Below are 15,725 nucleotides of genomic sequence, written 5' to 3' on the forward strand. Positions count from 1 at the left end.
TAGCCAAAACCGCGAGCGGTTCGTCGATGGTTATCGAAAATCCGAATCGGATGCCGGCCGTGTCGCCGTGCTGGTCGGCCGCAACGGTTTCGCCCCGGGCACGTCGTCGGGATAGATCGACCAGACGGGAACCTTCTTGCGCATCTCTTGCATCATCTTGGTTTGGGACGCCGCGACCTTTTCTTTTTTGATCTGCTCGCGAATGTCTTCCTGCACCTCAGCCAGCGGTGTCACGCCCGCTTCCTTCCGCTCCTGCACGCGAATGATGTGCAGCCCCTGCTCGTCTTCGATGATTTCACTCATCCTGTTGAGCGGAATCGAAAACACCTGTTCTTCGATCGGCTTGGACGCCAACGAACCCTTGCTCGTCCAGTCATGTTGCCCGCCATCAGCGGCAAAGGGTTCTTCGCTCTTTTTTCGAGCGGTCTCTTTCCAGCCTTCATTGAAGTGGACTTCACGACCAATTTCGATGATCAATTTCCGCACTTCCTCGCGTGAGGAATGGTTGGCGAACAGCACCGAGAGTTGTTCCCAGCGTGCTTTGGCAGGGTGTCGATAGGTATCGATGTCTTGTTGGTAGGACGCATTGATTTCGGCGATCGTCACGGTGGGATCTTTTTCGATCTTGCTGCGCATGTACATGTGACCGAGCATCATGTCGGTGAATTCACGCTGACGTGCCCGCAAGGACGTTCCGGTTTCACGCAGCTTGGCATCGAGTTCCGTCAGGTCTTCGGTCCCGTATTTTTCTTTCAGTCCTTCCAGCTCGTTTTCGAAGAACATCTGCCGCGCCCGGCTGGTCATCATCTCGCTGACTTCGCGTCGTTTCGAAGCTGCTTGGGTGCCGACTTGTTCCAGCAAGAACGATTCGCTCATCATCTTGGTCTGGATCGCCTGGGTCAGCGCACCGCGGGCCAGATTCATTCTCGCCGGGGCAAGTTGCTCCGGGGGTAACTTCAGGTTTTGTTCCTTAAGCACTTGCTGGATTCGGCCGTCGACTTTCGGCTGGATGTCACCCCACAAGATCGGCGATTGGCCCACGACGGCCATGATGGTGGCCGGGTCATCGGGCAGCGGCGCGAGATCCGCCGGCGGCGGCGCGGGGATTTGACCGTGCACCGCGCAGGTCGATGGAATGGAAACGCAGGTCAACACGGCAACGGCCAACAGTCGCAGCGCTGACTGGGCGGTCACCGATCGTGGTGGCGAAGAGGGTTGGTTGGAAAGCATCATCCGCCCGCAGCGAAATGGTGGTGGTGAACGGGTTGAAGTGCCTTGTAAGCTGCACCAACGGCTGAAAACAAGGTCAGTCGCGGGTGCTGGTCCAGAGCCTGGGCACGCGTCGTCGGGAATGAAATCCAGATCGCCATTGACAGCACCACCGGTGGGCGACTATTTCGGCGTTCATGGCTTGGACCTGACGGCCGCCGACGCGACCGAACCAGGCCAAAACCCGATGAAAACACCAACACACAGGCGGATATTCGAACGTAGGCAAACGTTTTGCGGGAATCGTTTCCTGTCCTTTCATTTGAAAGGTCGGAGCGTTCAATGCGACTGACGACGGTTTCTGGGTCAACCGTCTTCGGTAGCTGCTCCACTTCGGACATCCGCCCGCATCGGGGCGCTGCACCGCAGCGCCCCGATGCTCGATACACCATCGTCTTGAATGGCAAGACTTCTGAAGCGACCTTGGTGCAGAGGTCCGCGACCCACGCCTCATCGAGCACCTTTGCAAACGCAAGAAGATCTCGTTCCTTCTGAACAATCGGCATGCCCCCCCCGCTTCGTCAGCTCGCGGTGATCGTGGCATTGCAACCGAAGCCGTTTGCCAACCAAAGTCTGCCCCCTCTCGTTTGTTCTGACGTTTCCAAGATTCCGTTTTCGTCGGGGCCGCATTGGCTTCGAAGAATGGTCAAAAAATGGGGTGGTCAAAACATGTTGGTCCCGGAAAGGTGGCTGCTGCTCATTGACTCCATTTTTTGACCAATCAATTTTTTGACCAATCAATCGTTTGACCAATCAATCGTTTGCCCCCAGCCCATCCGCCGGGCATAAAAGGTGCGACACACCCGTCGATTGGGTGGGCAGCCTAAAAAAATACCCTTCCCGGCTGAATTGACGGGCACCTCCAAGCACAATGGCGCGTCAAAACAGTCTCACCGAGCAGTTTGGAATGCCTGAAAATGACACTCTGGGCGGGGTTTTGGTGCACGTTACGCCTTCTGCAGTGGTCGTTTGGCTGCGTCCGAACCTGTTCCCCCTTGCGCGGTGAAGCATTAATTTCCCGTGTTTTTCGAGGTTTTAGCGGCAGGGCGCAAGCCCTCCGGTTCACCAGCGTTACCCGAACACCGGAGGGCTCCCGCCCTACCGCTAATAAATGCTTCATAGCGTTGCATCCCCTCCTCCCGCAGCAAGCTCCATGTGGCCCCGTAGCCTGACTGGCAAACGCAGACGACCGCTTAGAAATCGGTCCACGACGCCATCGATTCGGTCGCGACGTCACCGCGTGGAAACCTTGGAGGACCGTCGGTTGTTGGTCGCGACGATTTCGGTCACCGCCGAATCGCCGGTCGCGATCGCCGAAGACCCGCTCAAACGCATCGTCTATTCGATGACGCGTGATGAGACCGAGGACTTTCTGACGGTCAAGTTTGAACTCTCCGGTGACGCCCTCTACGACGTCGACTATACCGCTCGCGAGATCACGAACGACACGATTTTCTTCCCCGACGAACCTCCGGCGACCGGACCGGTGACCGCGACGGCGACGTTCTATCCGGGCGAGTCGACCGTCAAGCTGTCGGTCAAGCCGATCCGGGACAACCTGATCGAACGTGACGAAAACATCGTCGTGACGATCGTCGCGGCGGACGAGTTTGGACCGGTCTACGGCGCCGCCGCTCATTTCGTCACCCGACGGCAAACTGATTATTATGTCGTCGATGATGAAAATCGGTTGGCCACCGTGGACGTCGACACCGGTTGTGTGCACGTCCTCGGCACGATTGCCGCCCCCCAAACGATCACCGACATCGCGTTCACCGACGACGGTGACCTGATCGCGCTCACGGCGGATCGCTTGTACGAAGTGCACCCAGACCAAATCAACGCCGGCGTGATCGCATCGACCTTCATCAACTTCCACGGCATCCCCCGCGCCAATGCCCTGATCGACAGTCGCAACGGCGACTTCGGCAGCGAATCGGGTGACCTGTTTGCCGTCGGCGCCAACTTCCTCGATCTCAAACTTTTGGATCTGGAAAAGTCCGGCAATCTGCTCGTCCTTCACAACGTGACCACGGTCTTCGATATCGACGGTGCACTGGCGGCCCGTCTACTGGCAAGCGATTACAAATCCAGCGGTGATCTCGATTACCTTTCGGCGGGGCACTTGGTGCTTTCGGCACGACGCCCCAGTGAGAGCTTTGATTCCCTGATCGAAATCCAGACGCCGGGGACCGGTGGCACGATCGAGAATGCCCCTAAACCCGCGCAAGATCCGGGCGAGAACTTTATCGACGTTTACGGGCTCGCGTTGGACGGCAACGACAGCTTCGCGTTTGCCGGACACACGCTTCTGTCGGTCAACCAGTTCACCCGTGACGCGTCGCGTGAATTGGAAATGACCGGACGCCCCTACCTGGTCGGCACAATGGCGTCGGCGGTCGGAACCATCATCGGCGACCCGGCCGATCCCCCAGTCGTCAGGCTCAACACGCTTCGTAGCGACCCCGGCAACCTGCCGCATGGGACGCAACCCACATCTTGGATCCGGCAACGCAGTCAGTTGCGTGACATCGTGATCGAACTTGGAGCCAGCATCCCAAGCATTCCCTCCGGCGGGATGGTGTTGACCAATTTGGGAGTGACGGGGTTCGAAACGCCCGTCGAGATCACGCTGCGGAACGATCAAGTCACCTTTGTACCGGGTAGTACGACGATCACGATCCAGTTGGACCAGGGACAGCTACCCGATGGCCGCTACCGATTGGTGCTTTCACCGGCCGTCACCTCCGGCCCCCAATTCACATGGACCGGCGATCGGATCAACCGGTTCTTCGTCTTGAAGGGGGATTGGAACGGCAATGCCCGCGTCGACCTGTTGGACTTTGCGACGTTCGCCTACTGGTTCGGCAACTCGACCAGCGTGGCGCCACCGTACGTGGATTTGAATCATTCCGGCATCGTGGATGTCGGCGATTTTGCCCCCTTTGAAAACCAATATGCCGACCTAGTGGCACTGCCGGGTGCGCCCGATCCGGTGACTCCGGACCTGGTCAGCAAAGCGGAACTCGATCGGGCGCTCACCTCGGTGCTCAATCCGCTGAATGTCAACGGTCGCGATCAGGTTTCTCCGCTCGATGCCTTGAACGTGATCAATCGACTCGCATCGGGTTTTCCGACGGCGACCGATTGGCGTTTCGATGTCAACCGCGATGGGGACATCACGCCACGCGATGCGCTCCACGTCCTGAATTTCTTGGCCCTGCAACCGCCACCGCCAGCCGGGCAAGCGACGTCGCAGCCGCCGACACGTTCGTCGGTCGCTGTGCCGAGTCCATTGATTGATCCCGATGATGACGATGATCGTCTGCGACCGGAAAGGGTGGATCAATGGTTCGCTGCCTGGGACGGCATCGGATCGTTCCAGTGACATCTTGATCGCACACACCCGTCACGCCCAGCGTGAACTATTCCTACACCCCGGCCGAAACGACGGTGCTGCCGCGGCGGGACGTCTCGGGCTTGGCCTCCAAACGGCGACGAAATCTAACGTGTCGCCGCCGCGTCCATTCCACCAGCGGTCGCCAAACCGCCGCGGTCAATCGATACTTGATCAGCAGGTGCCACATCCAGTTGGAGCGTTTGTACAAATACGACATCGCCAAATAGGCGGGGACCGCACGCCAGTCTTTTGGACGCCGACGCCAAATCGACGTGTGGGAAAACAGCCGGTCGTAACAGAGTTCATAACCGGCCGCCAACTGTTCGGGACTCATGTGCTTGGGCCGAAACACGACGTTGGCCGTGTCATACTTGCTCCAATCGCGATGCAGCAACCGCCCCTCGGATTCCAACTGTCGAAAGAGCGGTGTTTCCGGATAGGGCGTCATGATGTGAAACGTCGCACACTCCAGACGGTTCTCTTCGACCCAGCGAATCGTGTTTTCAAAAACGTCTTCGCGGTCGTGGTCGAACCCCAACACAAAACTTCCGTTGACCTGAATGCCGTTGTCGTGCAACAGGGCGACGCGACGCGCGTAGTCTTCGGTGTTCGGGCTTTTCTTCTTCGCGTCGGTGATGTTGTCGTTTTGCAACGATTCAAACCCGATGAACACGCCGGTGCATCCCGCCAGCGCCATCTCACGCACCAAGCTGGGATCGTCGGTCACATCGATGCTGACCGCGGCACTCCAGATTTTCTCCAGTGGTCGCAGCGCGCGACACAGCTGTCTCAAATACTCGGGTTTTGATCCCAGGTTGTTATCGGTGAACACGGCATATGGTTGCCCGTCGCGTTGGAACTCTTCGGCGATCTGCTCGACATCCCGCATCAGGTAGGGCATGTGCAAGCCCTTGGTCGAGAGGTAGCAGAACCCGCAGCGATTGTGGCAGCCGCGAGTCGCGATCAGACTGGATGTCGTCAAGAAATTTTTGCGGGGCAACAGATCACGGCGGGGCGGCGGATCGTCTCGATAGGGTCGACGAAAGTCAGCGCGATAGATCGCTTGCAAACAGCCGTTTTCAACGTCACGCAGAATCTGCCCCCACAGGGCAACCCCGTCACCGATCGCCAGTGCGTCGGCGTGCGGTGCGGCCTCGTCGGGGCAAGAGATCACGTGCAACCCGCCCAGGATGACGACGGATCCGCGTTGGCGATACCAGCGGGCAAGTTCATAAGCACGCCGGGCAAACGTCAGATGGACCGTGATGCCGACGACCGCCGGCATCGGGTCGCTCGGCGGCGGACCCTGCAGCAGGTTCTCATCCCAATACCGGACATCCCAATCGGCCGGGGTGCTGGCGGCGACACTGGTCAGCGCCAGCGTCGGCGTCAACACATGTTTGCCAAAACTGGCGTGCGGATCCTTAGGATAGAACGGGTTGATCAACAACGCCTGACGTTCGCGGACCGGAGCAGTGGGCGTGTGCGGATCAAGTTCAGGAGCGATCCGCATCGCGCGGGGGACCCAACGTTTCATTTCATCCGTCCTGTTTCTTCGGGGCAATGTCCCAGCCGCAGCAGCGTGCGGTGCACCTGATCAATGGTTTCGTCCAGCGTTGACGTGCCGGCGGTTAATCCCACGTTTTCATAGGCATCAAACCATTCCGGCCGGAGGTCGTCGGCCGATTGGACATGAAAGGCCGGCTTGTCATGTTGCCGGCAAAGTTCGACCAGCCGCCGCGTGTTGTTGGAGTTTGCTCCGCCGACCACAACCACGGCGTCGACGCGATCGAGCAAGGTCAACATCGCCGCTTGCCGACGCTTGGTCGGGTGGCAAACCGTGTCGACGAAGCGAATGTCCGCGCCACGGTTCTGCTGATGAATCTCTCGGGTGACCGATTCGACCACGTCGCTCGGCATCGTCGTCTGGCTCAAAACGCCAAGCCGATTCGACGGGTAAACCCGAACGTCCTCGACGCCGGCGACCACGTCGTAGGCATCCAGATCGTCGACAATCCCCCGGACCTCGACATGCCCCTTCTTTCCGATCACGATGACGTGCCGACCCTCGGCCCGAAGTTCAGCTGCCGCGTCATGAACGCGTCGAACGAGCGGACAAGTGGTGTCGATCAATTGCTTGCCGGCGGACCGCAAACGTTCGCGTTCGGCATCGCTGACGCCGTGTGCCGTGATCAAGACCAACGGGGTTTCGGCGCGGCAGTCACGATGCTGTTCATCGGATTGCCGAAACCCCGCATCGGCGAGCCGCTCGTTGATGATCCGGTTATGCACCAGTTCACCGTGAATCGTCACCTCAGTCGGATCCTCGACTTCCGCGGCGATCTGCAACGCGTCGCGTACACCAAAACACATCCCCATCTCGTCGGCGCGAATCACGTTCATGGAAGGTCCTGCTGTCTTGGCTTTGCAATACAAAGTGAATAAGTAAAAAAAGAGACGTCGCTCAGGCCGAAGACCAGCCACGAGCATCCCGCTGGCGGCGACTGGAGGATTCGGCCCGCGGCGCGGCATCGAGTTGCGCGTCGGCGATCACGCGTTCCAGTTCGTTGATGTAGTCGGCAAAACGGGAGCGTCCCACGTCGGTCAGGCGATACATGGTTTGGGGCCGTGTCCCGCCGGTGCCCTTCCAGATTTCGACCAGCCCCGCGTCGCTCAAGACGCCCAGATGACGACTCAGGTTTCCGTCGGTGAGTGAGCAGAGTTGTTTGAGATCGTTGAACAGCAAACCACCGTCGTGCGCGGCCAGAGAGGCCAGGATGCCCAGTCGAGCCTTTTCATGCATGACGCGATCGAGTCCGCCGTAGGCGAATCGTCCCGATCCGGCAGGGGCAGGCTGCGAGCTTGTCGATTTCGAGTTTCGTTTAGCGGGCATCGGCTCGCTCCAGATACCAGTACAGAATCGCGGCGCTGAGCAGTTGGCCGCCGCCGAAGGTGATGAACATCAGCCACGGAGAAAATGCGTTCTCGCCCTGTCCCCATTGCAGGCACCCACAACCGCAGGCGATGTAATAGGCCCCGACCCAAAACACCTGACGTGGCATCAGACGATAGGAGGCAAACACGCCGAGGCCGAAGATCAATGCCCACAGCCCCGGCAACATCCAGCCGACCTGGGGGGCGTAACGATAAATCGACAGCGTCATCAACGCCCCGACGACGATACATGGCGCGAATTGTTCGACCGCCAGACGCGTCATCTGGCGCGATCGCCCCGCGCCGTTGATCTCGCTGCGCCAGATGAATTCGGCGGCCACCACGACCACGCTGACCGCGGCGACAGAAACCCAGCCGACCAAATAACGTCCCAAATCCGTCGCCGGTGTTGCGACCCATTGCGATTGAAACGCCGCGGCGATCATCCCGATCACTGCGGAAAAGCCAACGGTTGCCGATCGATAGCCGCGAAACATTTCGCTCCGCGCGACACACGCCCGTATTTCGGAAATCTGGCGAAGCGCCTCGCGAAGTTCCATCACAGTGGTCCGGATCGGAGAGAATCGACTTACTTTGCATTGCAAAGTATACGAGCCTGTGCCGGTCCGTCAACCACATTTTATCCGCCTGCGGCGGTCGACGACGCATCACGCGGCGACCGCGGTGACGCCATGTCGCCAGGGATCGAATTGTGGTTTCGCCATCGCCACAGCAGGCCTGACGATTGACCGGGGCGATCGTCAGGTCGAGAATCAGGGAGTCACGCAGACGGACAGGATGGCCAACCGAACAGGGGACAAGCCATGGCAGAGAAGATTATCGGCGTCGGACAGCAATCTGATTTGGCGGTGATTGCCGAGATCATCGAAGCCGAGATTCGCCGGACGTACGGTGGGGCGAAAAAGATCGTCGCACACGCCAGCGGGATCGAACTGCAAGCGCTGCGTAAGGGTTTCGATGGCCCCTTCGACTCCTACAAGATTCGCATCGGCGCCGATGCCGAGACGCTCATGGCACTCGGGGAATCCGCCCAATCATTTCCCCCCAACGCCGCGGTGACTGAAGAAGAAGGCGTTTTCTGTGTTGAGTTTCTCAAGGTGGCGCATCACAGCGCCGCTTCCATGGATGCGATCAAGGAGATCTCCGGAAAGCTGCTGTTGCCGGACGTTTGGCGTTTTCAAGGCGAGCGGTTTCGCCGCGAGACGCTTCGCCCGCATCGTTTGATGGAGGCGATGGTGAAGTTCCGCGCCAGCGATCTTCATCTGTACCCCGACGCCGATCCCGTGTTCCGCGTCGACAATGCGATTCGTCGATCCGACTTACGGCATCCCCTGACGGCCGAGCAGATCACGGCGTTGATCAAGGAGATCGCGCCGGAAAAGGACTGGAAAGAGTACCAGGAACATTCGCAATGCAGTTTTCGTTACCATCAGGTCGGTGTCGGATTCGCCAGGGTCTCGGCATTCATTCGTGGCGGAGTTCCCCATTGCACGTTACGTTTTTTGCCCGAGGCGATCCCGTCCTTTGATGATCTTCAGATTCCCAACGATGTGATGAAAAAGTTGGGCGGCCTGCACTTCGGGTTGGTCTTGGTCACCGGGATGACCGGCAGCGGGAAATCGACCACGGTCGCTTCGTTGATCGATTGGATCAACCAAAATCAAGCCCGGCACATTCTGACAATCGAAGATCCCGTCGAGTACGCTCAGGTGAACAAGAAGTCGATCATTTCTCAGCGTCAGGTGGGCGAAGACGTCGAATCGTTCAACGAAGCCGTCCGTGCGGCGCTGCGTCAGGACCCGGATGTCATCTTTGTCGGCGAGATGCGTGACAGCGATACCATCCGCTCGGCGATCAGTGCCGCGGCGACGGGACACCTGGTCATCAGCACGCTGCACGCCAACACGGCATCCGAGGTCGTCACTCGGATCGTCAGTTTCTTTGACCCGATCGAACGTGACCTGGTGCGGCTTCAACTCCGCGATTGCGTCAAATGCATCATTTGCCAGCGTCTGGTTGCCAAGGTCAAGGGCGGACGGATTCCCGCGTTGGAGTTTCTGTTCAACGACACCAAACAAATCGCCGACTGCATCATGTCCGGCGATGCCCAGGGAATTCGCGCCGGCATGCAGCAAGTGATGTCGGAATCGTTTATCGTTGAGAAGTATTTGGTCGATCTGGCGAAACAGGATGTGATCACTCATGATGAGGCGGTGGCGCATGCCGCCAACCATGACACGTTCGAACAGATGTGGCACGGCAATTACGCCCCACCGACCATCGATTCGATCAAGCAACACTGAACGCGCGCTGCTCGGTCGTCTCCGAATGGCCCAATGGACCAACGAAGTGATTCGGGAACGAGCATTTGACTGAGAACACGAACCATCACCGTGAAAGTTTGCTGACCGAGCACTTTCGCGAAACGCGGCGCCAATTGCGAGGCTTGCTGCTCAAAGTCTGGGGCGGTGGATTTTTGGTCGTCTTGTTCGGATTTGCCCTGGCCTGGTTTTTTATCCAACCGGCTCCGCCACGCACCATCGTCATGGCGACCGGGTCCGACGATGGGGCGTACCACCGATTCGCGATGCAATACCGCGACTACCTGGGACGCCAGGGCGTGACGCTGGAGCTGCGTCCGACGGCCGGTTCGATCGAAAATTATCGGCTGTTGGAATCCGATCCGGAAGTCAACTTGGCGATCGTTCAAGGCGGCACGGCGCCGAAATCATTCAGCGGCGTGGTCGAAATCGAAGCCTTGGCCAGCCTCTACTTCGAACCGCTCTGGGTGTTTTATCGCGGCGACGAAACGCTAGCCGATCTGCGCGACCTGAGAGGGAAGACGATCGCGATCGGCCGCAGCGACAGCGGAACCGAATCGATCGCGACGTTGTTGTTGGACGAAAATGGGATTGATGCCGACGCCGGCTCGACTCGGGTGCAAGTCGGAGGCCGCGCAGCGGCCGAGCGTCTGAAGAACGGTCAGGTCGATGTCGCCATGTTCGTCCTGTCGCCGCAATCGACGTTGGTCCGCGAGATGATCGCTTCGCCCGACATCCAGCTGCTGAGCTTTCAACGGGACGATGCATACGTCCGGCGTCACCCGTTTTTGACCGCCGTCACACTGCAACGCGGCGTGATTGATTTGGAACATGACTACCCCCACCAAGACGTTCAACTGATCGCGCCGGCGGCGAACTTGATCGCCACCCGATCGCTGCACGACGCGCTGATTCCCCTGCTGTTGCGGGCGGCGTCGCAAACCCATCGCGGGCGTGAGAGCTTGTTGCAACCGGGCCGCCTGCCATCGACCGAGTTCATCGAGTTTCCGCTGAACCAATCGGCCCGCGTGTACTTTGAAGATGGGCCTCCGTTCCTGCAAAAGTACCTGCCGTTTTGGGTCGCATCGGCTATCAGTCGGGGAAAGATCTTGCTGTTGCCGGCGTTGACGTTACTGCTGCCGTTGTTCCGCATGGCACCGCCGCTGTATCGCTGGCGGATCCGCTCGAGAATCTATCGATGGTACGAGATCTTGCGGGGGATCGAGTCCGAATTGCGCAACGAATCGGATCTCCAGCGGCTGCAGAAAAATGTCACGACGCTGGTTCAAATGCAAGGCGAACTGGATGACTTGAAATCCGTTCCACTTTCTTACATGGAAGAGTTCTACAATCTGCGTTTGCACGTCGAATTCGTTCAGCGGCGTGTCCAATATGCGATTGCCGAACTCGATCAAACCGCTGCGGCCGACGACGAGGCTCCTTCCGAACCGGCCGATCCATCTGCCCCGAATCATTTTGCCGCCGAAGATTCTGCCGCGGCCGCGCCGCCCCGCCCCGACCAAGCGCCCGACGGGATCGCAGACTCATAAGTGCGAAACACACCGACGTCGAGCGATCTCGTAGCGACAGCGTCGGTGCGAGTTGAGCCAGATGTCACGCATCGCGCGACCGGCGATTTTGACTCGCTCCCAGGTAGAACCTGGGAACGAGCATCGTCTCGGGGCAAGTTCCCCGGGCATGTTCCCCGGGCATCGCGCTAGACGGCTGCTCGGGAAATCAACCGTTTAAAGAACCCGCCGAGACCCTTGGGACGAACCGTTGCCGGGGCGGACTCGGCAGTGGCGGCCTGTGGCCCAAAGTGTTCACGCCAATCCTGTTCGGCGTGTTCCCAGCCGACGTCATAGCCGGCCTTTTCGCTTAAGAAATACTTGTGTTGCTCGATTTGAGCGATTTCACTTTCGGAGAGTGTCGACGGAGCGTGAGGCATCATTTGCTTCCTTGACTTGATCGGATGGAACGGATTCCCCGCTGGAGCGATGGCAACCAACAGTTGCGAACTGGTGACGACCACGACTCGACGGAAACGGACTTCCAGATTGTTCGCTTCCCACCCCGCCCGTCAATCTCATCTCGGCAAGGATCACCATCCACCCCGATAGCGGCATCCAGTTTCACCCTAAGGGGCGTGTAGGGCACCGCTGAAACGGGCGTACAGGTCTGCTATTTTCGCGTCTTCCGCTTACCGAGTTTTCCGCCGCTACGCGCTCTTCGGGTCGGAGGACGTGCGGTTGAAAAAGTCACCCTCCTGGCAGGAGGATCGAGCGAAGCGAGGGGCATACGCACCAAGTTAAGGAATTGAGGTAGAAAAAAAGCGGAAAAACCTTCATGAGGTAGTTATCACCACAACCTCGGAAGAAGGAGTTTCCGCCGTGAAGACCATAGATCGATTGGCCACTTTGTTACAGACCAGTTTCGGAGAACTTGCCGAGCAATCTGCCGCCGAATCCAAGGTCATCAAACGACGACGAAAGTTTGATGCCTCAACGCTCGCGAAGTCGTTCATTTTGGCCATGCTAGCCAAACCGACCGCCAACGAGGAGGACATTGCCAGCATGGCTGCTTCTGTGGGGCTGACGATTTCTCCCCAGGCCGTTGAGCAACGATATAGCGATCAATTGGTCGCCTTCTTTCGTTCGCTGTTTGCCAAGATGAGTATGCAGGTCATGCACTCCGAGTCGAAGCTCGCCCCGCTTTTGGAACGATTTACGTCGGTCAAGCTGATCGACAGTTCGGTGATCAGCTTGCCGCCGAGTTTGGCAGCAGAATTTGCAGGTTGTGGCGGTGTAGGGGAGCACAATACCGCTGCAGTGAAGCTTCAAACCGAACTTGACCTGGCCAATGGGGAGTTGCAGTGCATTCAACTCGAACCAGGGAAGTCGCCCGATCAGGCAACAAACCGTCAAGTCGTGCCACTCCAGAAAGGCTCACTTCGAATCGCTGACCTCGGCTATTTCTCATCCGCCGTCCTTTCGTGTTATGCAGCGTGGGGAGCCTTTTTCCTGACGCGATTGCTTTACAACGTGAAAATCAAGGTGGACGATCACTCCGAAGGGCTAGTTGCTTGGCTGAGCCGACAAAATGACTCACTGATCGACTGCGACGTCACAGTCGGCCAAGGCACTCCGCTGGACTGCCGATTGATCGCATGGCGAATCCCCAAGGCAATCGCCGCGAAACGTCGCAGGGAAGTTCGCAAACGGGCGAAAAAGAAGGGCCGTACACCGAGTCAGGACCGCTTGGCGGCTTGCGACTGGAACTTTTTAGCCACCAATCTTGCAGTAGAGCAATTGAGCGTCCAAGAGGCGATCGTTTTGTACCGCAGCCGCTGGCAAATTGAATTGCTCTTCAAGCGATGGAAAACGTACTGCCAGATCGATCTGATGGATGGGCGCACGGACACCATTTCGATGGCCCGGTTTTGGGTCCGCCTCTGTGGTGCACTTCTCCAGCAGTGGTTGGTCATACTGGCGGGCTGGTTCGAGAATTCATCGCTAAGCTTCGCAAAGATAGCTAAGCGGCTTGCAAATTGGATGGATGAATTGGCCAGTTGCCTCGTATCGCATTCAAGACTTTGCGAATATCTCGCAAAAATCCGAAACCGAGTCCTACCGATCTGCAAGCGAACAAAAAGGCGGAAAAAGCCGGGAACTGCGGAATTGCTCCGCGATCCCAACTTGCTCGAATATTCCTTAACTTGATGCCTATGGGATCGAGCGAAGCGAGGGGAGGTCGAACGGTCAATCGCGGTGTTCACTTCGCCGGTCAGGGTTGCGTCCCGAGCAGCAACAAAAACCCTCGCCACACTACGCTCGACTCTCCCAGGGGGCATTGGTATCTACACCAGACGCTTTTTGCCCAAAGGGCATGCATATCCATAGCCTGGGGCAAGCAAACCGAGCCTTTGCGAGGGTTGCGCCGCCCCAGGAACCTCTATGGATGTAAACGGCCGTTGGCCGAAGCCATCCACTCAGAACCGATCTGACATGCAAAAGAGGTGTCGATACCAATGCCCCCGGGGAGAGTGACGAAAACCCATTTTGATCAACGACCTAAAAACGGCACGACCTCATAGGGCGTGGGGGAGCTTTCGCAAGATCCACGCCCCAAAAGCAAAGCGCGCCTACGGCGAGACGGCTACGCCGACGTCATGCCCCTTTAGGCTTCGTCGGCTTCCGCTTCCTTCGCTTCCGCTTCCTTCGCTTCCGCTTCCTTCGCTTTTGCTTCCTTAGCTTCTGCTTCCTTAGCTTCTGCTTCCTTAGCTTCTGCTTCCTTCGCTTCCGCTTCCTCAGCCTTCATTTCCTCTGACTTTTCAGCCGAATCCGCCTTTTCGGCTTCGGCCTTTTCGTCCAGGTAACCCTTGAGCGTTGCTTCGATTTGCCGTTGTCCGTTGGCATGCTCGACAGCCATCCGCTGGTACTTGATGGCTTCATCGAGCTGTCCGAGCTCGTAGTAGCATCGCGCCAACGTATCGAGGATCGGCCCGTTTTCGTTTTGTTGCAACTCGGACGCCCGCTTGGCAGCTTTGAGCGCGAGTTCCAGATCCGAGGGGTCGCCATTGGTCGCGGTGGTCCAAGCGATTTGCCCCAGCAGCATCGCATCATCCCAGGCCAATTCGACCAACGCTTCACGAGCCACCGCCGCCTCGCCGGTTCGTCCGGCGATTTCCAGAACCCTCACGCGATAGTTGAGCAGCGTCTTGGACGATCCGAATTCCTTTTCGAATTGATTGAGTCGCTCCAACGCAGCATCCCAATCTTGGGCTCGCAGCAGTTTGCCGACTTCTGCGGACAGCTGCTGCAACTGTTCTTGCTGTTTGTATTCGGCGATCGCGGCTTCGCGGTCCCAGGTTCCGTCGACAATCTTCTTGAGCGGTTCATCAATGGTCCCGGGGTGCCCGATCCATTCGACGACTCCATCACGTCCGACGATGAAGGCGCACGGGATTCCGCCTTGGCCGGCGGCCTTCATGTACGCCAAGTTCATCCAGTCGTTCTCGTCGATCGCCAGTCGATAGCCGATGATGTCGTCCCAGGTTTTTTCGCCTGTTGCGTTGTCAGCAAGAAAGCCTTCGACCGTCGCTTCGTCTTCGCGAGTCACACCGATGAAGGTGACGTCGTCGGCGAACTCGGATTGCAGCTCGGTGATGTGCGGCATACCGGCACGACAGGGGCCGCACCAGGTCGCCCAGAATTCAACCACGTGGACACGATCACGAAGTGGTTCTTCGACCGGTTCGCCACGAACCCATTTCGCAATTGCCAGACCAGGACTCTTGTCCCCGACGGCCAGTTTCTCCGGCAGCGGCTTGCCCGGCAGATCCGATTCAGAATCATCCGAGGTGCTGGGGACCGTCGCCGGCGAGTCGTCGGAATCCGCGGCCATGGAATCGTGGACCACCGGCGGTTCCAAGCCATCGGTCGCCTCATCCCGACTCGATTCTTTGCAGCCGCCGGAGACGGCAAACAGCGTGAGCAACATGAAGGTCCAGACGGATGGCTTCGATTGAATCAATCGTCGACAGAAAGTAAGACTGCAAGATCCCATAACACCGTGACTCCCGTAAAGCATGTGGATCGGGAGAGCGACCCCCGGAAGAATCGATGCTATCGCGTCGGCACCCCAATGGCAACGGTTCGCCACCGCCATTGACCAAGTTCGCGGCCTTGGGAGAGCGTTGAGCTGGTTCGGGGCGGACCGGCCGGGTGGGTGGGTAGGAGCCTGCAGAACCGGGCAACGGCACAACGATACCGGCCACGCGA

11 protein-coding genes are annotated in these 15,725 nt (G+C 58.4%); 4 read left to right on the forward strand and 7 right to left on the reverse strand.

Features of this window, described 5'->3' with window-relative positions; all coding sequences use genetic code 11:
* Positions 1–30 precede the first annotated feature (30 nt).
* Positions 31–1,194 (reverse strand): peptidylprolyl isomerase, encoded by a 1,164-nt coding sequence (locus tag TBK1r_RS10065; RefSeq protein WP_419581189.1) that lies wholly within the window; start codon positions 1,192–1,194, stop codon positions 31–33.
* Positions 1,195–2,509: 1,315 nt separating this feature from the next.
* Here TBK1r_RS10065 and TBK1r_RS10070 point away from each other — a divergent pair.
* The gene (locus tag TBK1r_RS10070) at positions 2,510–4,657 is read left to right on the forward strand and encodes a dockerin type I domain-containing protein (protein ID WP_145209633.1); all 2,148 of its coding nucleotides are present in this window, start codon (positions 2,510–2,512) and stop codon (positions 4,655–4,657) included.
* Between the two features lie 43 nt (positions 4,658–4,700).
* Here TBK1r_RS10070 and TBK1r_RS10075 read toward each other — a convergent pair whose 3' ends face one another.
* The 4 genes from TBK1r_RS10075 to TBK1r_RS10090 all read right to left on the reverse strand — a co-directional run bounded on the left by TBK1r_RS10075 (position 4,701) and on the right by TBK1r_RS10090 (position 8,163).
* Positions 4,701–6,206, reverse strand: a complete 1,506-nt coding sequence (locus TBK1r_RS10075; RefSeq protein WP_145209636.1) for a B12-binding domain-containing radical SAM protein — start codon at positions 6,204–6,206, stop codon at positions 4,701–4,703.
* Positions 6,203–7,072 (reverse strand): 4-hydroxy-3-methylbut-2-enyl diphosphate reductase, encoded by an 870-nt coding sequence (ispH, locus tag TBK1r_RS10080; protein WP_145209639.1) that lies wholly within the window; start codon positions 7,070–7,072, stop codon positions 6,203–6,205. The genes TBK1r_RS10075 and ispH overlap by 4 nt, the downstream gene beginning before the upstream one ends.
* A 61-nt stretch (positions 7,073–7,133) precedes the next feature.
* Positions 7,134–7,562, reverse strand: coding sequence for a transcriptional regulator (locus TBK1r_RS10085; RefSeq protein WP_145209642.1), 429 nt, complete (start codon positions 7,560–7,562; stop codon positions 7,134–7,136).
* Positions 7,552–8,163 carry a hypothetical protein gene (locus TBK1r_RS10090; RefSeq protein ID WP_145209645.1) on the reverse strand — a complete coding sequence of 204 codons (612 nt, stop codon included), beginning with the start codon at positions 8,161–8,163 and terminating at the stop codon, positions 7,552–7,554. Before TBK1r_RS10090 ends, TBK1r_RS10085 begins: the two co-directional genes overlap by 11 nt.
* A gap of 264 nt (positions 8,164–8,427) precedes the next feature.
* Between TBK1r_RS10090 and TBK1r_RS10095 the strand changes: the two genes are divergently transcribed.
* Positions 8,428–9,927 carry a type IV pilus twitching motility protein PilT gene (locus TBK1r_RS10095; protein ID WP_145209648.1) on the forward strand — a complete coding sequence of 500 codons (1,500 nt, stop codon included), beginning with the start codon at positions 8,428–8,430 and terminating at the stop codon, positions 9,925–9,927.
* Positions 9,928–9,992: 65 nt separating this feature from the next.
* On the forward strand, positions 9,993–11,495 hold the full coding sequence (locus tag TBK1r_RS10100; RefSeq protein ID WP_145209651.1) for a TAXI family TRAP transporter solute-binding subunit: 1,503 nt from the start codon (positions 9,993–9,995) through the stop codon (positions 11,493–11,495).
* 167 nt (positions 11,496–11,662) lie between these two features.
* Here TBK1r_RS10100 and TBK1r_RS10105 read toward each other — a convergent pair whose 3' ends face one another.
* Positions 11,663–11,896, reverse strand: coding sequence for a hypothetical protein (locus TBK1r_RS10105; RefSeq protein WP_145209655.1), 234 nt, complete (start codon positions 11,894–11,896; stop codon positions 11,663–11,665).
* A gap of 439 nt (positions 11,897–12,335) precedes the next feature.
* Between TBK1r_RS10105 and TBK1r_RS10110 the strand changes: the two genes are divergently transcribed.
* Complete coding sequence (locus tag TBK1r_RS10110; RefSeq protein ID WP_419580149.1) at positions 12,336–13,664, forward strand: IS4 family transposase; 1,329 nt, start codon at positions 12,336–12,338, stop codon at positions 13,662–13,664.
* A gap of 457 nt (positions 13,665–14,121) precedes the next feature.
* Here TBK1r_RS10110 and TBK1r_RS10115 read toward each other — a convergent pair whose 3' ends face one another.
* On the reverse strand, positions 14,122–15,477 hold the full coding sequence (locus TBK1r_RS10115; RefSeq protein ID WP_419581190.1) for a TlpA family protein disulfide reductase: 1,356 nt from the start codon (positions 15,475–15,477) through the stop codon (positions 14,122–14,124).
* Positions 15,478–15,725: the final 248 nt, after the last annotated feature.

Source organism: Stieleria magnilauensis, from assembly GCA_007753675.1.
GTDB classification, from domain to species: Bacteria; Planctomycetota; Planctomycetia; order Pirellulales; family Pirellulaceae; genus Stieleria; species Stieleria magnilauensis.

What these genes read in the sequence shown, in the direction of transcription:
- TBK1r_RS10075 (WP_145209636.1), bottom strand. Translation starts at nt 6,206, where the DNA reads ATGAAACGTTGGGTCCCCCGCGCGATGCGGATCGCTCCTGAACTTGAT.
- ispH (WP_145209639.1), bottom strand. Translation starts at nt 7,072, where the DNA reads ATGAACGTGATTCGCGCCGACGAGATGGGGATGTGTTTTGGTGTACGC.
- TBK1r_RS10085 (WP_145209642.1), bottom strand. Translation starts at nt 7,562, where the DNA reads ATGCCCGCTAAACGAAACTCGAAATCGACAAGCTCGCAGCCTGCCCCT.
- TBK1r_RS10090 (WP_145209645.1), bottom strand. Translation starts at nt 8,163, where the DNA reads ATGGAACTTCGCGAGGCGCTTCGCCAGATTTCCGAAATACGGGCGTGT.
- TBK1r_RS10095 (WP_145209648.1), top strand. Translation starts at nt 8,428, where the DNA reads ATGGCAGAGAAGATTATCGGCGTCGGACAGCAATCTGATTTGGCGGTG.
- TBK1r_RS10105 (WP_145209655.1), bottom strand. Translation starts at nt 11,896, where the DNA reads ATGATGCCTCACGCTCCGTCGACACTCTCCGAAAGTGAAATCGCTCAA.